18 protein-coding genes are annotated in these 22,690 nt (G+C 32.1%); 6 read left to right on the forward strand and 12 right to left on the reverse strand.

Annotation, left to right across the window (positions count from 1 at the left end; genetic code table 11):
* Positions 1–9: 9 nt before the first annotated feature.
* Positions 10–765 (forward strand): DUF5995 family protein, encoded by a 756-nt coding sequence (locus KO500_RS05260; RefSeq protein WP_215955452.1) that lies wholly within the window; start codon positions 10–12, stop codon positions 763–765.
* Positions 766–768: 3 nt separating this feature from the next.
* On the opposite strand, the gene KO500_RS05265 is transcribed toward KO500_RS05260, so the two are convergent.
* The 10 genes from KO500_RS05265 to cobA form a co-directional block, all read right to left on the reverse strand.
* Positions 769–1,437: a response regulator transcription factor gene (locus tag KO500_RS05265; protein ID WP_215955453.1), complete on the reverse strand. Its 669-nt coding sequence runs from the start codon at positions 1,435–1,437 to the stop codon at positions 769–771.
* Between the two features lie 124 nt (positions 1,438–1,561).
* Positions 1,562–3,001 carry a DNA/RNA non-specific endonuclease gene (locus KO500_RS05270; RefSeq protein WP_215955454.1) on the reverse strand — a complete coding sequence of 480 codons (1,440 nt, stop codon included), beginning with the start codon at positions 2,999–3,001 and terminating at the stop codon, positions 1,562–1,564.
* Positions 3,002–3,150: 149 nt separating this feature from the next.
* Positions 3,151–4,431 carry an alginate export family protein gene (locus tag KO500_RS05275; RefSeq protein ID WP_215955455.1) on the reverse strand — a complete coding sequence of 427 codons (1,281 nt, stop codon included), beginning with the start codon at positions 4,429–4,431 and terminating at the stop codon, positions 3,151–3,153.
* A gap of 30 nt (positions 4,432–4,461) precedes the next feature.
* The gene (locus KO500_RS05280) at positions 4,462–5,289 is read right to left on the reverse strand and encodes an ABC transporter ATP-binding protein (RefSeq protein ID WP_215955456.1); all 828 of its coding nucleotides are present in this window, start codon (positions 5,287–5,289) and stop codon (positions 4,462–4,464) included.
* A gap of 13 nt (positions 5,290–5,302) precedes the next feature.
* Positions 5,303–6,148 carry an ABC transporter ATP-binding protein gene (locus KO500_RS05285; protein WP_215955457.1) on the reverse strand — a complete coding sequence of 282 codons (846 nt, stop codon included), beginning with the start codon at positions 6,146–6,148 and terminating at the stop codon, positions 5,303–5,305.
* A 23-nt stretch (positions 6,149–6,171) separates the two neighbouring features.
* Positions 6,172–7,272, reverse strand: a complete 1,101-nt coding sequence (locus tag KO500_RS05290; RefSeq protein ID WP_215955458.1) for an ABC transporter permease — start codon at positions 7,270–7,272, stop codon at positions 6,172–6,174.
* A gap of 39 nt (positions 7,273–7,311) precedes the next feature.
* Entirely contained in the window at positions 7,312–8,685 is a 1,374-nt protein-coding gene (locus KO500_RS05295) for a CmpA/NrtA family ABC transporter substrate-binding protein (RefSeq protein ID WP_215955459.1), read from the reverse strand.
* Positions 8,686–9,197: 512 nt separating this feature from the next.
* Positions 9,198–9,956, reverse strand: a complete 759-nt coding sequence (locus KO500_RS05300) for a Crp/Fnr family transcriptional regulator (RefSeq protein WP_252732427.1) — start codon at positions 9,954–9,956, stop codon at positions 9,198–9,200.
* A gap of 10 nt (positions 9,957–9,966) precedes the next feature.
* Complete coding sequence (locus KO500_RS05305) at positions 9,967–11,373, reverse strand: MFS transporter (protein ID WP_215955460.1); 1,407 nt, start codon at positions 11,371–11,373, stop codon at positions 9,967–9,969.
* A gap of 308 nt (positions 11,374–11,681) precedes the next feature.
* On the reverse strand, positions 11,682–12,455 hold the full coding sequence (cobA, locus tag KO500_RS05310; protein WP_215955461.1) for a uroporphyrinogen-III C-methyltransferase: 774 nt from the start codon (positions 12,453–12,455) through the stop codon (positions 11,682–11,684).
* 125 nt (positions 12,456–12,580) lie between these two features.
* Here cobA and nirB point away from each other — a divergent pair, with 125 nt between their 5' ends.
* The 5 genes from nirB to KO500_RS05335 are packed head-to-tail and all read left to right on the forward strand — an operon-like array spanning position 12,581 to position 18,319.
* Positions 12,581–15,094, forward strand: a complete 2,514-nt coding sequence (gene nirB / locus KO500_RS05315) for a nitrite reductase large subunit NirB (RefSeq protein ID WP_215955462.1) — start codon at positions 12,581–12,583, stop codon at positions 15,092–15,094.
* A gap of 35 nt (positions 15,095–15,129) precedes the next feature.
* Entirely contained in the window at positions 15,130–15,507 is a 378-nt protein-coding gene (gene nirD, locus KO500_RS05320) for a nitrite reductase small subunit NirD (protein ID WP_215955463.1), read from the forward strand.
* Between the two features lie 24 nt (positions 15,508–15,531).
* Positions 15,532–16,122, forward strand: coding sequence for a DUF4202 domain-containing protein (locus KO500_RS05325; RefSeq protein ID WP_215955464.1), 591 nt, complete (start codon positions 15,532–15,534; stop codon positions 16,120–16,122).
* Between the two features lie 30 nt (positions 16,123–16,152).
* Positions 16,153–17,970, forward strand: coding sequence for a PAS domain-containing sensor histidine kinase (locus tag KO500_RS05330; RefSeq protein WP_215955465.1), 1,818 nt, complete (start codon positions 16,153–16,155; stop codon positions 17,968–17,970).
* Positions 17,960–18,319 (forward strand): DUF7009 family protein, encoded by a 360-nt coding sequence (locus KO500_RS05335; RefSeq protein WP_215955466.1) that lies wholly within the window; start codon positions 17,960–17,962, stop codon positions 18,317–18,319. Before KO500_RS05330 ends, KO500_RS05335 begins: the two co-directional genes overlap by 11 nt.
* Before the next feature lie 44 nt (positions 18,320–18,363).
* On the opposite strand, the gene KO500_RS05340 is transcribed toward KO500_RS05335, so the two are convergent.
* Positions 18,364–20,991: an MGH1-like glycoside hydrolase domain-containing protein gene (locus tag KO500_RS05340; RefSeq protein ID WP_215955467.1), complete on the reverse strand. Its 2,628-nt coding sequence runs from the start codon at positions 20,989–20,991 to the stop codon at positions 18,364–18,366.
* 242 nt (positions 20,992–21,233) lie between these two features.
* A complete protein-coding gene (locus tag KO500_RS05345; protein WP_215955468.1) occupies positions 21,234–22,682 on the reverse strand; it encodes an SLC13 family permease in 1,449 nt (482 codons plus the stop codon).
* Positions 22,683–22,690 lie beyond the last annotated feature (8 nt).

Here is a 22,690-nt window from a genome sequence, read left to right on the forward strand (position 1 = left end):
AAACTGAAAATGAATAAACCAACCACCATTAAAGAAGTATTAGTTGCTTTAGATGAAATTATCGAAGAATCAATTGTAACTAACAGTCGGTTAGGCTTTTTTGCATATTTATACAGAAGAACTACTGCTGAAATACTTAAAGAAGTTGAACTAGGTAGTTTTGAGAATAATGAACAATTACAACGTATGGATGTTGCATTCGCTAATCTTTACATTGATGCCTACCACGATTATAAAGCTGGCAAACCCGTAAGTAAATGTTGGGCTTACTCTTTTGTAAGTGCAGATGAAAAACTAAGTATAATACAACATATTTTATTGGGAGTAAATGCCCATATAAATTTAGACCTTGGTATTGCAACTGCCGCAACTATGAAAGGTAAAGATATTAGTGATATAGAAAACGATTTTAATAAAGTAAATGATATCTTATTTAATATTACTAATGAAATGCAAAACCGATTAAGCAGGGTTTCTCCATTACTATTTATACTTGATATGCTTATAAAAAATACTGATGAGCAAATTATAGATTTTAGCATGCGAAAAGCTAGGGAGCAATCATGGAATAGCACTAACTATTTATGGACATTGGACGATGAGCAGTTACCAGAGGCAATAAGCAACCTTGATTTTATAGTTTATAAATTTGCGACAATTTTAAAAAACCCTAAATCAATATTCATCAAGTTCGCATTAAAATGTATAAGTTTTTTTGAAGAAAAGAACATCAGCAAAATAATTAACAAGCTAAAAGAGGATTAAAGTTTAAACCAAGTTAAACTCTTGTGCTTTTTTAGATAAATCGATAAGGTTTTTAACTTCCATTTTACGCATTAAATTAAAACGATGTGTTTCAACAGTACGCTTACTATTTTCTAATTGTTCAGAAATTTGTTTGTTTGTTAAACCAGAAAGTATCAATTCTAGGATTTGAAGTTCTTTACCCGTTAAATCAAAAGGATTATCGCTATTTTTTGCAGGTTTTGATGGTTTATCTACACTTTTACCTCCATTTAAGAGGTTATTTACAAGTACATTTGAAATATCACCACTAAAATACTTACCACCCTGCTGTACCGTACGTATAGCTTTAATAAACTCTATTTTACCAGTATCTTTTAGTAAATAACCACTAGCACCTGCACTTACTGATTTTAATATATACTCTTCAGAATCATGCATTGAAAGTATAATTGCCTTGACATTTGTACCTTGTTTGTTTAGCATACTAACTGCATCAATACCATTCATTACTGGCATTCGAATATCAATAATTAAAAGATCTGGTTTTTTTTCATTTACCATATCTATAGCTTCCTTTCCATTAGAAACCTCAGCTACAACTACTAAATCTTCTTCCTCTTCAAGTAAAGCTCTTATTCCATCTCTAACTAAAGAATGATCATCTGCTAAAACAATTTTTGTGGTTTTCATTAAAAAATAAATATTTATACAAATATAAAATAAAAAATACGTAGTTAAAATACGTATTTTTCTAATAAAAATTAAACTCTTTTATTGCTAATTTAGGCAAGAAAAGAGTTTAATTAAAAAGTTATTATATTGAAGTACTAGTGTCTACAATAGACTCTATAGTGTTTTCAATAGAATCAGGAATATTTTCAAAAAAATCATATCCGGTAATTGCTTCTATATCATCAACTGATGTTCCAAATTCTGTCCAATCACTACTTATATTTTGATCATTAGGCACACTAATAGCAATCATACGTGTTGCTGTTGTTACCCGATTAATATCATTAGAACCATTTGGTAATATTAAGGCTACTTTCCAAAAAGTTTCAGGAACCGTAATATTATCTTCATAAATATAATCAAAAGAACCGTTTGAACCTGTACCACCAACACCTATAACTCCTGCTATAATGTGTACCTCATGACCTTCATCAATAACCTCTCTTAAATAATCCTCAAAATTAGCCCATATACCTTGGTTATTATCTGGAGATTGAGGTACAATATTTGTCATATAATATGTGTTTTCATTTGAGTCATCATCACCATTTCTATCAGCTGAAGGGCAAAGGTGACCTCTATCAAAACCAGTATTTGTATAATTTGAAGTTGATGCAGTAAAAAAGTTGCTTGGTAATGATGCATCTTGTTTAAAACAATTGCATCTATCTGAACTACCCGTCCAGGCTGTACTTAAATGCCAACTTACCCAATTTGCAGTTCCTTTAGAATTATTATATGATAAAACATAATCTGTATTATCAAGATAATAATTATCTGAGTCTGTACTTGCGTTAGAAGGGTTTCCAAAAGTTATATTACTATCTTTTGTCGCAATAGTTGAATCTTCAGAAGATGTAGAAACGCTCATTTCAATATTATCAAAATTTATTCTATTTGAACTTCCTGATAATTTTATAATTCCATAACGTACACTTTCAAATTCATCCACATCATAAGTAACCGTGTTTAAAGTTGTTGAACTAGATGTTATTATATCTCCAAGTGTTAACCATGTATCACCACTATCATACGAAACAACTAATTGCCATGTTGAAGAACCGTCTGAACCATAGACTGCATGCCTAATACTTAATGACTCAACACCATCAGTCATATCAAAATTCATTAGTAAATGCCCAGTATTTCTTATCCTTACTGATTTAGAACCGTATTTTCTATCATTAGATAATGATCCAATTAAGGCATCCGAAAGGTTCCAACTACCTGAATTTTCAATAGTAATATCGGCTTCACTGTAGCTTGATTTTGTTGCGTCTTCAAAATCTTCAATAAAACCTTCTACTCCCTTTGCCGTATGATTATGTTTAAAATACCCCTCGTTGTCATACAAATACAAAGTTGTAGATAATGAACCCGTAATTATTAAACCTTCGGTTGTTGTCGAAGTAGTTTCTGAATCATCATAATAATTTTCTTCATCATTATTTGTACAGCCTGTAAGTAGACCTGTTACAATCAGTAGCGCAATAAATCTCTTTAAAAAAATAGTTTTTGTCATTTCGTCGATTATTTAATAATAAATAACGAAATTATTTTTTGTAAATTAAATAATAATTAATAGAATTTTAAATTAATAAAAAGAAAAAACCACCACAATTACTTATAAAAGTAATTATGATGGCTGAATAGAAAACTAAATATAAGTTCTTATTTAGCTGTGTTTAAAAACTTTGGCTTGATGGTTAACATTGCCCATGCCCAGTTTTGTCCACCAGCTGCTGCAGCAGCAGTAGTACCTTTTAATTCATACATACCATCACTAGCAAACATTTGAGAATAACCTATTGCAAGTCCGAAACCTTTAAATTTCTTTGCATAAACTAAATCAACTTCTGTACCTAATGATTTTTCTCCACTTGCTAATTCTTGTTCTCCACTAAAGTTTAATGCTTTTACTAATAAGCTTGAAGTTTCATTTAAAGTAAACTTAGCACTTGCATGAACATCAAATAAACCGATTGAATTTGCATGATTACCTACGTAGAAATAATCCATAAACCCGTTAAACTTGTGGTTTGTACCATATAAGGGAAAGAACGCACCTGTTTCACCAGCATCACCATCATTTCCACTAATAATTTCAGTACCCAAACCTAAAGCAACTTTACTTGAAGCTTTATACGTTAAATCTAAACTTGCTAAATATGCGCCTTTTACTTTTAAACCACCTTGTCTCTCACCAGTTTGTACAAAAAAGTTACCTGCTAAACCTAAGCTTCCTTTTTTATAGTTTAAATGTGTACCAATAGTTTGTAAACTATTTACACCATCAGGTGTTAAACCATCTTCTTCATAAGCTTGAAAACCATTATTTAAAACTAACAAACTACCTGAAAAAGCATCCCAACTTTGTTTCATATAAATGTATTGCATTGCTTTATATGAGAAAAAACCTGTTGTTGTATATTCTGTTCCAACAGATTGAAAACCTGCAGGGTTATCAAAATCTTGATTAAATGCTAAACCTAAGTCAAAAAGAAATTTACCTTTTTTATATTTAAGTAATGCAGCATCATGGTTTCTACCTTGTTGTGCCCAATTTAAACCTCCAAATATTCTTTGATCGTCATATGAAATTACTTGTCTACCTAATTTTGTAGAAAAACCTTCACCTAATTTAATATCTGCCCATGCTTCAAACACTGCAAATGAATTATTTTCATCATCTGGAAGAATTTGTCTATTCTCACCCCAAACCATAACATCTTGTAAACTCACATAAACCTTATAAGATTCATCTTGGTAGCCAAAATTAAGTCTTGCTCTTGTTGATGTTGCAAAACCAGCATCTGCGCCGTCAGCAATTACATTACCATATCCATGGCGGTATTCTGTTCTTGGTCTAAATTCTCCATCAATAGTAATTTGTGCATTAATAAATTGAACAGAGAATAAAGCAACTGCGATTAATAAGTTCAGTTTTTTCATTTTAAAAAAATTTAGTTGTTTTTTTGTTTTTTAGTGTTCTAGAAAATCAATTAAGTGTTTTCTATAAGTATAATAATCAGGGTGATCAAGTACTGCTTTTCTAGTTCTTGGTCTTTCAAAATCTATGTTTAGAACATCCCCAATTTTTGCTTTTGGTCCACTAGTCATCATTACTACGCGGTCTGCTAAAAAAATAGCTTCATCAACATCATGGGTAATCATGACAGCTGTGATTTTTTCTTTATTCCATATTTCAATTAGAATATCTTGAAGTTCACCACGCGTTAAAGAATCGAGCATTCCAAAAGGCTCATCTAATAATAATACTTTAGGTTTTATAGCGAAGGCTCTTGCGATACCTACACGTTGTTGCATTCCTTGAGATAATTCATTTGCTTTTTTATGAAAAGCACCATCTAAACCTACTTTGTGTAAATAATACTTAGCAATATCAGTTCTTTGTGCTTTTGTAGCATGAGGGAATACTTGGTTTACACCTAATAACACATTTTGCAATGCTGTCATCCAAGGCATTAAACTTGGCGATTGAAAAATTACACCACGATCTGGCCCCGGACCTTTTACCGGGTTACCAAGCACAGCAATATTTCCTCCAGATATTGGGTTTAAACCCGCAATCATTGATAACATTGTTGTTTTTCCACAACCTGAATGCCCAATGATAGTTACAAACTCTTCCTTCATAATTTGAAGGTTCAAGTTTTCTAAAACTACATAGTCACCTTTTGGAGTAGGGTACACCTTTTTCAAATCTTTAAGGTCAAGCATTACTTTTGACGGAAATACAATTCCATTTTCTGAATAAGTATTGGTGTTTTTTATAGTACTTGTGTTCATATCGTAAATTGATTTAAAGTGATCCTACAAAGCTTTTTGGTTCTAAATCTGGCAATACATATTCTACTTCTGAAACCGATTTTCTTTCGTCACCAATAGTCATTAAATAAGCGATAATTTCATTTCTAGTTTTCATGAAGTTTTCATTGTCATTCAAAGCAGTTTTATCACGAGGACGGTCAATCTCTATTTTGAATTCTGGCCCTAATGTGGCGTTTGGCCCTGGCTTTAAAGGAATGATTCTATCTGCCATATAAATACCTTCATCAACATCATTCGTAATAAGTAATGCTGTACGTTTATCTTGATTCCAGATGTTTAATATTTCATCTTGTAAATTACCTCTTGTCAATGCATCTAACGCTCCTAAAGGTTCATCCATAATAATCATTTCTGGTTTCATTGCCAATGCTCTTGCCACTGCAACACGTTGGCGCATTCCACCAGATAATTCTTTTGGTCTTTTATTAATTGCATGTGAAAGCCCCACCATTTCAACGAAGCTTTTTACACGCTCCATTATTTCTGATTTACTCTCTTTTGGGAAAGCTTCAGTAACTGCCATTGCAACATTTTGACCTACAGTTAACCATGGTAATAAAGAGTAATTTTGAAAAATTACACCACGTTCATGGCTTGTATCTACAACTGGTTCGCCTTTAAATAAAACTTCACCACTTGTTGGTTTTATAAGTCCGTTAATTAAATTTACTAGAGTAGTTTTGCCACTACCTGTAAAGCCAACTATCGCAACAAATTCACCCTCTTCAATAGTAAGATTGATATTAGACAATACCTCTGTACTATCTTTTCCTGTTCCGTATGTTTTACAAACATTTTTTAGTTCTAAATATGCCATGTTATAGAGTTTTAATATTTAGATTAAATTCCTTCATTCTTGTTAAATGATACCATTTGTTGTACTGTTAGCATTAACCTATCTAACAGAAAACCTATAATACCAATCACGAACATGGCAACGATTATTTTTGAATTTGAATCGTTTGCTCCGTTTTGGAATTCTTCCCAAACGAACAAACCTAAACCAGGACTTTGTGCAAGTAATTCAATTGCAATTAATACCATCCAAGCTACAGATAAAGTAATACGTAGACCTGTGAAAATCAGCGGTAATGATGATGGTAATATTACTTTGAATACTTTTTGAAAAGTACCAAGCTTTAAAACTTTAGCTACATTTATATAATCTTTATCAACCGAAGCTACACCCATTGCTGTGTTAACTAATGTTGCCCACATGGCACATAAACCAACACTTATAAATGAAATAACAAAAGCATTATCAGAGCTTTTACCTATGTAGATAGTTTTTACAATCATAAACACAAGTAAGTACCAAACTACTGGAGAAACTGGCTTAAAAATTTGAATAAACCAATTGAAAGCGCTTTTAAGAGTTGGACTTAAACCTATAATTATACCTATTGGAACTGCAATTAATAAGGCTAACAAAAAGCCCGCAAATACCGTTTTAATACTTGTTAGTACCGTATCAATAAATGATGCTCTACCTGTGTAAACTATTGGGGCTTTACCTTTTGCTATCAATTTTTGGTTTGTTGCTTCCATTTTGGTTGCAAAAGCATCTTTTTTCTCTTTAATAATATAATGATCTGCTATTAAAGATTGTAATGATGCCCATACTTGTGTTGGTGAAGGCAAAGTATTTGGTTGACACCCACTTTCACCAGACTCAATACAAGCACGCTCTGCATCAGCCGCTGCTTGCCCTTGTTCTGTAAGTGCTTTTTCAACTTTATAATCAGCTTCTTTATTGTATAGCGCTTTAGAACCTAAATGCCATAAGCCTATGAATAATAGGATAGAAAGAATTGTAATACCGGTTTTTTTAAAACCGCCTAAAAAATTGACTTTCCCTAATTTCAACTTTAAAAATTCAGTTATTGGCTTCATAATATTAGGTGCTTGACTTTCTGTTTTTAATGTAATTTCCTGTTTCATTTTGCTTTGCTTTTTAGGTTGTTAAGCGATAACTAAACTTTAATCTTTATTACCAATAGAAAAGCTATTGATATACCCAATTGGATCTTTAGCATCATAACTTGTACCGTCAATAAAGTCTGCAGATGCTGGTTTATAACCATCAGTATCAGGAATATCTGACTCTGGTATTTTACCTTCAGCAACTAATAAATCTGCCGCTTTTTTCCATACATCTGGTCTATAAATATCTTTGATAGTTGTTTCATACCAATCAGCAGATTTAGCTTCAGGAATTTGCCCCCATCTACGCATTTGTGTTAAGAACCAAATACCATCAGAATAAAAAGGATATGTTGCGTTATACTTATAAAAAACATTAAAGTCTGGCATATCACGTTTATCACCTTTTTCAAACTCAAAAGTACCTGTCATGGAATTTGCTAATACTTCTTCTGGTGCACCTACGTATTGAGACATCGATAATATTTTTACAGCTTCAGCTCTGTTTGATGGTTCATCTAACCACTTACCTGCACGTATTAATGCTTTTGTAACTGCTACAGCTGTATTAGGGTTCTCTTCAACAAACTTTTTAGTCATTACAAATACTTTTTCTGGGTTATTTTTCCAGATGTCATAATTTGTAACAACAGGAACACCAATACCTTTAAATACCGCTTGTTGGTTCCAAGGTTCACCTACACAATACCCGTAAATAGTACCTGACTCTAGAGTAGCTGGCATTTGTGGTGGAGGCGTAACTGATAACAATACTTCAGCATCAATTTGACCTTGAACATTATCAGCCGTATACATACCTGGGTGAATACCCGCAGCTGCTAACCAATATCTAATTTCATAATTGTGTGTTGATACAGGGAAAACCATTCCCATTTTAAAAGGCTTACCACTATTTTTATACTCCGTAACTACTGGTTTTAAAGCATCTGCCTTAATTGGATGAACTGGCTTACCATCATCTCCTGTAGGAACATTAGGCTTCATTTTAGACCAAACATCATTTGAAACAGTAATACCGTTCCCGTTTAAATCCATAGAAAAAGGAGTTACAAGTTCTGCTTGTCTACCAAAACCAGCGCCCGCTGCAATTGGTTGTCCTGCTAACATATGTGAGCCATCTAATTGACCATCAATTACACGATCTAAAACATTTTTCCAGTTTGATTGTGCTTCAACAGAAACATAAAGACCTTCTTCTTCAAAAAACCCTTTTTCTTTTGCAATGGCTAAAGGTGCCATATCTGTTAACTTAATAAAACCAAATGTTAATTGTGGCTTTTCAATTTCAAGGGTTGCAATTTCTTGTGGTTCAGAAGCTACTTCCTTTGCTTTCTTTTCTTTCCCTCCACATGCGCTTAAAAGAAGCGCTGTAAAAAATGAAAAGGTAAATTTTTTAAGTACGTTTTTCATGGTTATTAATTTAAGTGTTCTACGTATTAATACTTATTCGTAGCAAATATATAAGTAGTCTTCATTTCATTTTATGAAATTGCACATAACTAAACATCTTTTTACACCATTAGTAAAACTGCTAAAAAACATATTTAAGATGTAACTTATTAAAATTCAATTTATTAAATATAATACGTAGTAGCACTTACTTAAATCATATGAGTACGTATTTATAAAAAAGTTTACTAAAAATAATTTCTGAGGAAACAGAAACCTATATACTTTTAGAAAGAAGTTATTTTTCTAAAGTTATAGCTATTCCAAATTAGAAAGCCCTGAATAATTTTTGCCATTACCAAATGGATCTTTCCCTCCATCGAGGTATAATTTGAGCTTTCAAAATAGTACTCACAAGAAATCACCTATATTAATCTACAAGATTTAGGGTTGAACAATTATACTCATAATTAAATAAGTAACTATAATTAGATGGCAAGGAAAAAATTACTTGAAATAACATATCAAGAAAATTAACTGTCTAAGTAGTAATTGTGCTCTGAAATCTCTTGTTTAAGTAGTGCTAAGTTCACAATACTTATTTTTTTACCTTTTGCACTAATAAGGTTTTCTTTTTTTAAAGCAGAAAAAATTCGAATAACTTGCTCCTCTGTGGTGCCCGCATAATCTGCATACTCCTTTCTACTAAGTGGTAAGTTTAGAAAATCATTTTTAGTATTGAATTTTCTATGTATATATAATAAGGTATCAACTATACGCTCACGAACGGTCATTTGTGAAATAGTTTTAACTTTAGCTTCACTCTTATTTAATTCGTTTGCATAAAATAACATTAGGTCATACGTAAAACTTGGATCAGTTTTAAGTACCTCTTGTAAAATAGCTTTTGAAAAATAGCAAAGCACTGTATCTTCTAATGCAATGGCACCAATTGAGTAATACTCCTCTGTACCAAAACCTCTATGTCCGATTATTTCTCCTTCGTTTGCAAACCTTACAATTTGTTCACGGCCATTAATTCCTGTTCTAAAAACTTTTACTTTACCTTTTAAAATAAAAAAGAGTCCGTTTACGGGCGCACCTTCAATAATAAATTGCTGTCCCTTTCTACATCTAATTTCAGTTTTTTTATGTGAAAAATCAAAGACAGATGGTGTTGATAGATTTTTTTTAATTAAACAAGTATCATTCACACAAGTACCACAAGAAACTCCTTTAATTGAAAATTTTCTAGCGTTCGAATTAATAGTATGTTGGACTGAAGTTCTCAAATATATTTTGTTATTTATCTGCCAATTGCATGTTTAAATTTTCTTCTTCTACTTTTTCCTCAGATACTGCAAATTTAATTGCTAATGATAATAGTGATGCTAGCAATATACAACCACCAATTACAAAGTAACCACTAGAAACAGCTGTTGCTGAAGCAACTGTTTGAGCTGTTTTTATAGCTTCTTCACCCAAAGCATTATTAGCAGAAATAGCAGCACTTTCAGCAACTGCAGATTTCGATTTTAATAAAATAGCTGCTAAAAAAGCACCAACGTTACCACCTGCGCCAACAATACCTGAAATAGATCCAATGGCTTTTTTATTTATAAAAGGCACTACTGAAAAAGTTGCTCCTTCAGCCATTTGTACAGATAAGCTAAAGAGTATTAAAAATATCATTCCTACAACCAAACTTGTTGTAGTTGAAAAAACAGCCAACACAACACCTTCAATAGCTAACATTACTGCTAAGAATATAACTCTACCTCTTAGCCCTTTCATCTTTCCGAAGACATCTCCGAAGTAGCCACCTAGTGTTCTAGCAAATATGTTCATTAAAGCAAATGAAAGGACTAGATTACCAGCAAAAGTACGCTCCAAACCAAATCTATTTTGAAGGTAATCATCCATAGTACCGTAAACCGTAAGTTCAATACCAAAGCATGAAGCGTAAACTAAAAATAAAATCCAAACTCTGTAATCTTTTAAAGTACTAGTAAATGAAACTTCGTCCTTTTTTAAAATTGGCATTTCACCTTTCTCTTTTAGTTCTTTATAATTCCCTTCAGGAGTATCTTGAGTGAAAAAATAATAAACAAGTCCCATACAAAAACATAAAACACCTGCAATTACCATTGAATATCGCCAAGCAATATTATCAGCAACACCAAAACTTACTACAGCCGCCGCAATTAAAGGCATACCTAAACGGTTTGCACCACCACCAAGGTTTCCCCAACCTGCAGAGGTAGCATTTGCAGTACCAACGATACTAGGGGCAAACATTATTGAAGTGTGAAATTGTGTTATTACAAATGATGCACCTATAAAACCTATAAACAACCTGCATACTAAAAACTGTAAAGGTGTTTGTACAAAACCTAATAATATTACAGGTATTGCACCAAATACAAGTAAATACGTATAACATAATCTTGGGCCATATTTATCACATAATTTTCCTATTAATAAACGTGCAAATACAGTACCTGAAACGGCTAATATTATAGAGTTCCATTTTTGCGAAGGTGTTAATCCTAAATCTTTAACTACATCTGGCATAAAAGGAACAATTCCAAACCAAGAAAAAAAGCATAAGAAAAATGCTATTGAGGTAATCCAAAATGTTCTAATCGGAATACTTTTAAAATTAGTTAAATTTAATTTTGTGGCTTTTCCTGAGGTAGAATTTTTCATAGTGTCTGAATTAAAGAAATTAATGTAGCTTTCTTGATATGAATCAAAAATACGTATAAATACGTATAAATACTTATTTTTAAAGACAAAAAGACAAATTTATACGTAATTTTAATTATATATTAGTTTTCTACCTCATATATTATTGAAAATATAATTGAAGACAGTAAACAGATATAATTCAATATTCTTAGGAATATTAAACTTAGCTAATAATAAATAAATCCACCGATATATTGGTCAAAATCTGGATCAAGGCAGAACCAAAATAATGACCATATCGGCTTGAAAATTATGTATAGAAATAATTAAAGGTTAGAATTTAAAACACGTTGCACTTCTTCTTCATAGAAAGATGGGTGTTCCGCAACAACATCACCAATAACAATTACACCTGGCTTAGTTATATCAATGGTATTTAGCACACTAGTGTAGTTTTGTAACATGCCAGTGACACATGTTTCTGCTGTTAAAGTTCCGTTTTGAATAATAGCAAATGGCGTTAATGTATTTCTGTATTTTGAAACTTCTTGGGCTATTTCGCTAAACTTACGAATACCCATAAGTATCACCATAGTTGCCGATGATTGTGCAGCCAATTGTAAATCATCTGAAAAAGAACCATCTTTTTTTGTTGCTGTCATCACCCAAAAACTACTACTAATCCCTCTTCTTGTAACAGGAATACCTTGACTTGCTGGTACAGCTACAGCACTAGTAACACCTGGAATTACTGTAATAGGTATACCAAAAGATTCTACGTATTCAATTTCTTCACTTGCTCTTCCGAAAACAAAAGGATCACCTCCTTTTAAACGTACTACATGTCCGTAAGTATAGGCGTTTTCGACAATTAGTTTATTAATATCATCTTGTGTGTAAGAATGTTCACTACAACGTTTACCTACGTATATTTTAGGTACACTATCATCAATTTCATTTAAAAGTTGATTGCTAATCAATGCATCATATAAAACTACTGATGCTTGCTGTAAAGCCTTGAACCCTCTTAAAGTAATAAGGTCACTACTACCAGGGCCAGCGCCGACTAATGTTACTTTTGGTTGAATAGATACTGTCATAATTTTCATTTTTAAGACCTATAATTAATAATATGACAACAAAACTACGTATTTATTTTTATAAAAATAGTAAATATATACGTAATTATACGTAATATTGCTACGTAATATCTAAAACGGCATATATGAAAACTATAATAGTTGTAGGAAATGGAATGGTTGGTTATAAGTTTTGTGAAAAATTTATGGCTAAAGAAGGTAGCAAATCTTTTAAACTCATTGTTTTTGGTGAAGAGCCAAGACCTGCTTATGATAGAGTTCATTTAAGTGAGTATTTTGAGAACAAGAATGCTAAAGCTTTAGAAATGGCTCCTCGTACTTGGTACGAAGAAAATGAAATAGAATTAATTACTAATGTTAGAGTAAGTGACATCAGTAGAAAATCTAAAACTATTGTAACGACTAAAGATGAAAAGTATACTTACGATTATTTGGTATTAGCAACAGGTTCATCAGCTTTTGTTCCTCCAATTAAGGGAATTGAAAAAGAAGGCGTATTTGTATACCGTACTATTGAAGATTTAGACGATACCATGAACTATGTTGCTAAATTAAAAGCTGAAGGAACACAAAAAAAAGCAGCTATATTAGGTGGAGGACTTTTAGGTTTAGAGGCAGCTAAAGCATTAGTTGATATGGGACTTGAAACTTCCGTTGTTGAATTTGCTCCTAGATTAATGCCAAGGCAATTAAATAACGATGCTAGTAAATCTTTACAAACCAAATTAGAAGCCTTAGGTATTAAGATATTATTAAGTAAAGCTACGCAACAATTAACTGGTGATAGCTTTATGACAGGAATGCAATTCTCGGAAGATGAAACTGTACCATTTGATATGTTACTAGTTTCTGCCGGAATTAGACCTAGGGATGAATTAGCTAAAACCTGTGAATTAGAAGTAGGTACAAGAGGTGGTATTGTTGTTACTAATGATATGAGAACTTCTGATACTGATATTTTTGCTATTGGTGAATGTGCTTTATTAAACAATATGATTTATGGCTTAGTTGCTCCTGGTTATGATATGGCAGAAATTGTTGTAGAACAATTACTAGGCGATAAAGAGGCTAATATGCCAACTGAAATAGATATGTCTACCAAACTTAAGTTAAGTGGTATTGATGTAGCTAGTTTTGGTGATGCATTAAACGAAAATGATGGTTTAGAAATTGTTTACGAGAATGCTCTTCAAGGTATTTACAAAAGTATTATTGTAGATAAAGAAGGAAAATCACTATTAGGTGGTATTATGGTTGGTGATGCTTCTGATTATAGTATGTTGCACCAAATTTTCTTAAACGGAATGGCAATTCCTGAAAACCCTGAACAATTAATATTACCAGCTGGTGCAGATGGAGGTTCTTTTGGTGATGTTATGGATTTACCGAATGAAGCACAAATATGCTCTTGCGAAAATGTCACCAAAGGACAAATTTGTGGTTCTATTGAAAGTGGTGAATCTAAAGATCTAGCCGATGTTGTTAGCTGTACTAAAGCAGGTACTGGTTGTGGTGGTTGTAAGCCAATGGTAAAAGACCTTACTGAGGCTACTTTAAAATCTTTAGGTATTGAAGTTAAGGACTCTGTTTGTGAACACTTTGATTATAATCGTCAAGATTTGTACAAAATAATTCAAGTAAAAGGGTATGAAACTTTTGATGAAGTATTAGATAACCACGGAAATGGTGGTCATGGTTGTGAATTATGTAAACCTCTTGTAGCTTCATTAATGGCAAGTATCAATGCTGATACTGCTAATAAAGAATATGCTATACAAGATTCAAATGATCGATTTTTAGCAAACATTCAGCGTAATGGCACCTATTCTGTAGTCCCACGTGTTCCTGGTGGAGAAATTACACCAGATAAGCTAATTGCTCTTGGAGAAATTGCTAAAAAATATGATTTATATACCAAAGTAACTGGTGGTGTACGTATCGATTTATTTGGTGCAACTTTGAACCAATTACCATTAATTTGGAAAGAATTAATTGATCATGGCTTTGAAAGTGGTCATGCATACGGTAAATCTTTACGTACAGTAAAAACTTGCGTAGGTTCTACATGGTGCCGATACGGAATGGATGAGAGTGTAAGTTTTGGTATCGAATTAGAAAATAGATATCGAGGAATACGTGCCCCTCACAAAATTAAAGGTGGTGTTTCTGGTTGCATTCGTGAATGTGCGGAAGCCCGTGGAAAAGATTTTGGTTTAATTGCTGTTGAAGGTGGTTGGAACTTATACCTTGGAGGTAATGGAGGGGCTACACCACGACATGCTGAACTATTTGCAGAACAGATAGATAATGAAACGGTAATTAAATATATTGACCGTTATTTAATGCTGTACATGCGTACCGCAAAACCTCTACAAAGAACAGCAGCATGGCAAGAACGTTTAGAAGGTGGACTTGATTATTTAAAAGAAGTAATTATAGAAGATAAATTAGGGATTGCAGAAGATTTAGAAAATGAAATGCAAACACTAGTTAATAAGTTTGAATGCGAATGGACACAAGCTATTAACGATCCAGAAATGATGAAGCGTTTTAATCACTTTGTAAATAGCGATGATGATGATGATAACTTAGTATTTGTTCCTTTAAGAGAACAAAAAATGCCTGAAAAATGGGTCTAATTGAGTTTTAAACAATCAATTATAAATTTTAAACAATGAATATAATTTCAGATAAATATAAAACCGTAAAGCCAGAAGATGTTAACGTATGGTTTAAAGCAGCGCCTGTTAGTTCATTTCCTAAAGATGGTGGCGCCTGTGTTAAATACAAAGATTTACAGATTGCTGTATTTAATTTTAAAAGACTAAATAAATGGTATGCTTGTCAAAACTTATCCCCTGAAAAAGAAGAAATGGTTTTAAGCAGAGGTATGATTGGTGATCACAAAGGTATACCAATGGTTGCATGCCCGTTACACAAAAAAACTTTTTCTTTAGAAAGCGGTGATAATTTGAATGGTGATTTAGATGCTATTGCAACATATCCTGTAAAAATAGAAGATGATATTGTGTATATTGGTTTTTCTGAATAGCTTTGGAGAAAAGCAAGGTACATTATGGCAGCATCAGATAAATTAGAAAAAGCATTTCAACTTTTTGATAAAGCAAATGAGCAAGACCCAAACAAAGAATACTTTAATGGGAAAAGCTATGCGAAAGAAGTGCTTTATGCTATTAGAATGAGTGAAAAATTAAATGATTTTGCTCCTGATGCTTCTGAAGTGTTACAATTAACAGCTCGTTGCCAGCACATCTGCAGATGGGAAATAGCTCGTGATTCATACGAAATGAATAGAGCTGGTTATCTTAAATGGCGACAAGACCTTAAAAAATTTCATGCTAAAAAAGCTGGTGAAATTTTGAAAGAAGTTGGCTATAATCAAGATACTATTGATAATGTTGCTTTTTTACTTGAAAAAAAACAACTAAAAAAAAACGAAGAAACACAAACATTAGAAGATGTCATTTGTTTAGTGTTTTTAGAGTTTTATTTTGAACCTTTTGCTAAAAAATATAGTGAAGAAAAATTAATTGATATTGTTCAAAAAACATGGCGTAAAATGTCAGAAAAAGGACAAAAAGCCGCTTTAAAACTTCCTTTATCTGAAAGTTCCTTAGCACTAGTTGGCAAAGCTTTACAAGGTTAAAAAGTCTCTTTTCTTAACCAAAAATTATACATGAGTGAAAAACAATTTGAGCGTCCATTAGATACCACTACCTTTTTAAGAATACAAAAATGGTACCTGTTTGCTTTTGCAGCAATTGCAATGACCATTATTGTTGCTCAAATATTAATTCAACTCCATATAAACGCTCAATTAGGTGACTCTCGTGTAATTAACGTAGCAGGTAGGCAACGTGCCTATAGTCAAAAACTTGTAAAAGAAGTATTGTTACTAAAACAACCTCAACTAGCTACATCTGAAAAAAAACAAATAGTATCTGATTTAAAAAAAACAATTTACGTTTGGAGTACTTCTCATAAAGCATTGCAATTTGGTAATGATTCTATGGGGCTAAAAAAAGAAGAACACAAAGACATTCAAAAGCTTTTTAAAAAAATTACTCCCTATCATAACTCAATGATAGCCTGTGCTACTAAAATTATTAATAATAAAGATGGGATTGAATCTAACCCAAATGAAATTCTGAAAAACGAAAAAATATTTCTTCAATTAATGGATACCATTGTGAATGAATATGATGAAAAAAGTAAGACTGAACTTCAATTTTTGAAATATAAAGAATTTGCTTTATTTGCCTTTTCACTTCTTATTCTTATACTTGAGATTATTTTTATCTTCAGACCTTTATCTTTTCAAATTAAAGGTACCATCGCAAAACTGATAAAGAGCCAGCTAAAATCAGACACAAACACAGAAAAAATACAAGAGCTTTTTCAAGAGAAAGAAAAGTCATTACAAGAGTTACAAGAGTTGAACTTTGTAATTGATAATGCCGCCTTATTTGCAAGTGCAAAAAACGACGGGAGTATTGTGTTTATAAGTAAAAAATTTCAAGAATTATTAGGTGTAAACACACAAGATTTAACCAAACAACTTTCAGAAGTATTAACTACTAATGAAGGACAACAACAGTATTTAAAGGAAATCTTAAAAAACAATAGAAAAAACATACGCACCGAAGAAATTAAAATAAACACGAAAAAAGGAGAAGGAATTTGGCTAGACATGTCTATAATACCTCTACACCAATCTAGCAAAAAACAAAGCATATTAATCTTATGTTCTGATATCACAGAACGTATTCAAAATCAAGCAAAAGTTGAACAGTTAAAGCAACAGAATTTTGATGATAAAATGCTTCAAAAAAAACAACAAGCAAGTCAAATAGTTGAAGGCCAAGAAGAAGAACGTAAACGTATTGCAAAAGATATTCATGACGGTATTGGCCAAATGCTAACCGCTTTAAAGTTTAATATAGAATCTATAAACCTTGAAAACACTGCTAAAACGGCAGAAAAAATAGCCTATTTAAAAACTTTATGTTCCGATTTAATTAAAGGTGTACGAACGGCTACTTTTAATTTAACGCCACCAGAATTAAAAGATCACGGTATAATACCTGCATTACATAAAATGGCAGTTGAGTTAGCAAAACTGACTGGCAAAAACATTCTGTTTGAAAATAAAACGGAAAAAAATATACGTTTTGACTCATTAGCTGAAACGAACATTTATAGAGTTGCCCAAGAAGCGGTAAACAATGCTATAAAATATGCAGAATCAAATTACATACTTTTATCTATTAATTATACCGATGGATTATTAAGTGTAAAAGTTGATGATGATGGTAATGGATTTGATTACACTACTGTTGACAAACCTCCAAAAAACAATAGCGATGGCGGTATGGGCTTATTTTATATGAAGGAACGAATTAGTTATATAAACGGACGTTTGTTTATAAATACAAAGCAAGGAGAAGGCACAAGAATTACTATTAATTACAAGACTAGTACAAATGAAAATTAGAATAAAAGGTAATACGCTACGCTATAGACTTACTAAAAGTGAAGTAGAAGAGTTTTGTAGAACAGGATATTATAAGGAACAAACAGAGTTTCCTACTACTCAATTTATGTATGAACTAAAAGCAGGAGAAGTAAACACACTAGAAGCTGATTTTAGTAACAATACAGTCACTGTTCTCTTCCCTATTGAAGCTACAAAAGACTGGGCAACAAATAGTGTTGTTGGTTTTAATAACGTGTTTAAAACAGCTTCAGATATAGAAATTGGTATTCTTATTGAAAAAGATTTTGTTTGCATGGATGAAACTGTTGAAGACCAATCTGATAATTACCCAAATCCTAAAGCATAAAAAAAAGCTACGCTTAAAGTAGCTTTTTAATAAATATTGAATTTTTAATTAATTTCATTAATCAAATTAGCTACTAATGATGTCCAACCAGTTTGGTGTGATGCACCCACTCCTCGGCCATTATCTGCATGAAAATACTCATAAAACAAAATAAGATCTTTAAAATGCTCACGGGTATAAATACCTTTATGTAACGCATGAACTACACGCTCGCCCTTTTCATCGCTTTCAAAAATTGATATAAGACGTTTACTTATTTCGACACTTATTTCTTGCAGTGATAATTCATTTTTACTTCCTGTTGGGTATTCAAATTTTTCTTCTTCACCATAATACATATAATGTTCTTTTATAGCTTGGATAAATAAATAATTCATAGGAAACCAGACAGGGCCTCTCCAGTTTGAATTACCACCAAATAATGAAGTTGAAGACTCGCTAGGTTCAAAATTAATATTATAATCTACGCCATTAATATCAATATGATAAGGAGTTTCATGTATCTTAGAAAGTGAACGTATTCCGTAAGGACTTAAAAATTCTTTTTCATCTAATAATGCTTTTACTAAAATTTTCATTCGGTCTTTAGGTACTAAAGAAAGTAATAAATCTTCACCATCAGCATATTCTTGTATCACCGGAAACTTTAAAGTTTTCATTCTATGGTGCTTAAACCACTGAACGCTTTCTTTAAATTTAGGCAACTTTTCAAGTGTTTCTTTTTTAATACAAAGTACTGCAGCTATAGAAAGCATACCAGCTATAGAACGTACACGTATTGATCTTTCTTGACCATCAGGTAAAATTAATTTATCGTAGAAAAAGCTTTCCTCTTCATTCCAAATACCCTTATGTTTTATACTTATCTCATTTAAAGCCTCGGCAATAAAAACAAAATGACCAAAGTATTTAATAGCCATATCGTCGTAAGTATCATCTTCCATACCTAGTTCTAAGCTCATTTCGAGCATATTTAAACAATAAAGCGCCATCCATGCTGTACCATCAACTTGTTGTAAAACACCACCACCTGGCACTCCATGACTTCTATCAAAAACACCAATATTATCTAAGCCTAAAAAGCCACCTTCAAACACATTATTTTGGTTAGTATCTAAACGGTTCACCCACCACGTAAAGTTAATAGCGAGCTTATTAAACATCCGTTTTAAAAAGTTAAGATCTCCTTTACCTTTTACCTTTTTTTCGTTTCTATAAATATTTAACGTTGCCCATGCTTGTACAGGCGGATTCACATCACTAAAATTCCATTCATAAGCAGGTATCTGGCCATTAGGCGCCATATACCACTCTTTTGTGAAAAGTAATAGTTGATTTTTTGCAAAATCGGCATCAACCAATGCCATTGTAGCACAATGAAAAGCAGAATCCCAAGCGGCATACCAAGGGTATTCCCATGCATCTGGCATAAGCATAATATCGTGATTACGTAATGTTTTCCAAGTATTATTACGACCGGTCAACCTTTGTGCCGAAGGTATTGATGCTTTCGCATCACCATTCAGCCATTTTTCTACATCATAATTGTAATATTGTTTGGACCAAAGTAAACCTGCAAAAGCCTGTTTTTGAATCATTAATTGGTCATTATCTTTCACTGTGTTTTTATAAAACTCTTCACATTCTTCTGTTCTAGTTTTTAAAACCGAATCGTAATCTTCATCAAAAGGATTGTTTAATTCATTTTTTGACAATCTAAGTTTTATAGATTTTGATGCACCAGCTTCTAGTTCTAAAATGTATAATGGAGAAAACTTAGTCCCGTTTTTTAATTTTGTGGCTACCTTATAGTCATTAGTGGTAACTGCTGTATGAAATAAATCTTTTTTATAGGGGTGATCATTTTCACTATTAAAAACAGCTTCCATATTTGTCTCATTCTCAGTAAATAAAAGTTTTGAAGCATCTTCATAATAAAAATTATACTTACCAACATAGCAATGATCAATACTTACGCAATTTTCTTTTTTATTGTCTGTCTTTTTAATCACTGGTTTCTTAGGCATATCCCTAAAACTCCAATAGTTTCTAATCCATAGTGTTGGTAATAAATGAATAGGTGCTTTCTTTTTACCACGATTATTTACCGTGATTTTTACCAAAATATCTTCATTATCAGCTTTAGCATATTCTGTTTCTACATCAAAATAAGCATCATCATCAAATATACCAGTATCTAATAATTCATATTCTAATTGGCTTCTATCTCTACTTCTATTTTCTGCTACAAGTTCCGCATAAGGGAATTTAGCATGAGGATATTTATACAAATGTTTCATGTATGAATGTGTAGGAGTAGACTCTAAATAATAATAAAGTTCCTTTACATCTTCACCATGATTACCTTGTGGACCTGTTAAACCGAATAACCGTTCTTTTATAATATCATCATTACCATTCCACATACTAACACCAAAACAGATATTACAGTAACGGTCAGATATGCCTGCGATACCATCTTCGCCCCAGCGGTAAACTCTACTACGAGCATGGTCATGCGGAAAATAGTTCCATGCATCACCACCACCACTATAATCTTCACGAACAGTACCCCATTGGCGTTCACTTAAATAGGGACCCCATTTAAGCCAGTCTTTTTCTTCGGAATAATTTTGATTTAATCTTTTATGCTCTTGCGTAGTATTATCCATTCTATTATTTCAATAATTCTTAATACTTAACGTATAAATATTAGTAAACTATATTAATTCGCTTAGAATAAATATACTAATGTTTATACCATGATAAGAGCTATTGAAATTTGAATTTGCAATTATTAGCAAATAATTACTTTACACTCATTTTCTTTAACGTATTGTATTTTTTGACAGAGACGTTTTTTTATTTAAACAATTTTTAATCTCATTTTTGAACTTCCTTATTAATTTTAAGCTTATAACTCACTTAAATCCCAAATAAGAGGAAGCATAAAGTATACAAAAAGGGTTAGAATAATAATAGAAATTAAATTCATCCAAATACCTTTTTTAACCATATCTTCAATTTTTAAATAGCCAGAACCAAATACTACGGCATTTGGTGGTGTTGCAACAGGCAACATAAAGGCGCATGAAGCAGCTACAGTGGCACTAATCATTAAATAATAAGGGTGAACACCTAAAGTTGGCGCTAAGGATAATAAAACAGGTAATAACATTGCTGTAGTTGCAATATTTGAGGTTATTTCAGTTAAAAAGTTGACTGCAAAAATTAATATCAATAGTAAAAAGAAAAAAGGAACCGATTCTAAGGCAATTAATTTATTACCTATCCACAGTGCTAATCCGCTAGATTCAAAACCTGAAGCTAATGCCATACCGCCACCAAATAAAAGAACAACCCCCCAAGGTAATTTTACAGCATCCTCCCATGAAATTAAGCGCTCTTCTTTTTTACTAGAAGGAAGTACAAATAAAAGTACCGCAAAAAATATACTTATAATAGTATCATCAATTCTAGGGATAAATTTTTGTAACAAAAACGATCTTGTAATCCATGCAAATGCAGTACAACAAAAAACAATTAAAACCATTTTCTCATCATGTGACATTTTACCTAATGCCTTTAACTGCTGGTTAATTTCCTCTTTACCTCCAGGAAATTCTTTTTGCTCAAACTTATAAGCATAAGTTGTTAAGTATTTCCAACATACAAATAATAGAACAGTTGCAATAGGAAAGCCAAAAACAAACCATTGATAAAAAGTAATTTCTACCCCAAAAGTTGTTTGAACAACTCCTGCAAGTACAAGGTTTGTTGGCGTACCTATTAAAGTAGCAATACCACCAATAGAAGCACTATATGCAATTGCCAACATTAATGCTTTACCGAACAACGTATTTTCATTTTTTATAGTGTTCGGATTGTCTTTTAACTGAGTAACAATTGCCATTGCCATTGGCAATATCATTACTGTAGACGCTGTGTTAGAAATCCACATAGACAAAAGTGCTGTAGCAATCATAAAACCAAGTATAATATTGGTAATATTTGTTCCTACGATTTTTATAATTGAAAGTGCTATTCGTTTATGTAAGTTACACTTTTCAATTGCGATAGCTAAAATAAAACCTCCAACATATAAATAGATATACTTATGCCCGTAAGATGCTGTGGTTTCACTTAAGGACATACCATTTGACAGAGGAAAAAGTATAATAGGTAGTAGTGCTGTAACAGCAATTGATATAGCTTCAGTAATCCACCAAATAGCAATCCAGGCAACAGAGGCTAAAATTGCTTTTGAAGCTTCAGACAAGCCTTCAGCATTAAAAAAGAAAAATATATAAATAAATGCAAGTGGGCCTAAAACTAATCCTATTTGACTTTTTGAAACTTTCATTATTACAG

It is taken from the genome of Cellulophaga baltica (assembly GCF_018861125.1).
Classification (GTDB): Bacteria; Bacteroidota; Bacteroidia; order Flavobacteriales; family Flavobacteriaceae; genus Cellulophaga; species Cellulophaga baltica_A.

Excerpts from the sequence above, each read along its gene's own strand:
- KO500_RS05325 (WP_215955464.1), top strand. The coding sequence starts at position 15,532 with ATGGCAGCATCAGATAAATTAGAAAAAGCATTTCAACTTTTTGATAAA.
- KO500_RS05270 (WP_215955454.1), bottom strand. The coding sequence starts at position 3,001 with ATGACAAAAACTATTTTTTTAAAGAGATTTATTGCGCTACTGATTGTA.
- KO500_RS05345 (WP_215955468.1), bottom strand. The coding sequence starts at position 22,682 with ATGAAAGTTTCAAAAAGTCAAATAGGATTAGTTTTAGGCCCACTTGCA.
- KO500_RS05290 (WP_215955458.1), bottom strand. The coding sequence starts at position 7,272 with ATGAAACAGGAAATTACATTAAAAACAGAAAGTCAAGCACCTAATATT.
- KO500_RS05260 (WP_215955452.1), top strand. The coding sequence starts at position 10 with ATGAATAAACCAACCACCATTAAAGAAGTATTAGTTGCTTTAGATGAA.
- KO500_RS05340 (WP_215955467.1), bottom strand. The coding sequence starts at position 20,991 with ATGGATAATACTACGCAAGAGCATAAAAGATTAAATCAAAATTATTCC.
- KO500_RS05305 (WP_215955460.1), bottom strand. The coding sequence starts at position 11,373 with ATGAAAAATTCTACCTCAGGAAAAGCCACAAAATTAAATTTAACTAAT.
- KO500_RS05265 (WP_215955453.1), bottom strand. The coding sequence starts at position 1,437 with ATGAAAACCACAAAAATTGTTTTAGCAGATGATCATTCTTTAGTTAGA.
- KO500_RS05330 (WP_215955465.1), top strand. The coding sequence starts at position 16,153 with ATGAGTGAAAAACAATTTGAGCGTCCATTAGATACCACTACCTTTTTA.
- nirD (WP_215955463.1), top strand. The coding sequence starts at position 15,130 with ATGAATATAATTTCAGATAAATATAAAACCGTAAAGCCAGAAGATGTT.
- KO500_RS05275 (WP_215955455.1), bottom strand. The coding sequence starts at position 4,431 with ATGAAAAAACTGAACTTATTAATCGCAGTTGCTTTATTCTCTGTTCAA.
- KO500_RS05335 (WP_215955466.1), top strand. The coding sequence starts at position 17,960 with ATGAAAATTAGAATAAAAGGTAATACGCTACGCTATAGACTTACTAAA.
- KO500_RS05285 (WP_215955457.1), bottom strand. The coding sequence starts at position 6,148 with ATGGCATATTTAGAACTAAAAAATGTTTGTAAAACATACGGAACAGGA.
- KO500_RS05280 (WP_215955456.1), bottom strand. The coding sequence starts at position 5,289 with ATGAACACAAGTACTATAAAAAACACCAATACTTATTCAGAAAATGGA.
- nirB (WP_215955462.1), top strand. The coding sequence starts at position 12,581 with ATGAAAACTATAATAGTTGTAGGAAATGGAATGGTTGGTTATAAGTTT.
- KO500_RS05295 (WP_215955459.1), bottom strand. The coding sequence starts at position 8,685 with ATGAAAAACGTACTTAAAAAATTTACCTTTTCATTTTTTACAGCGCTT.
- cobA (WP_215955461.1), bottom strand. The coding sequence starts at position 12,455 with ATGACAGTATCTATTCAACCAAAAGTAACATTAGTCGGCGCTGGCCCT.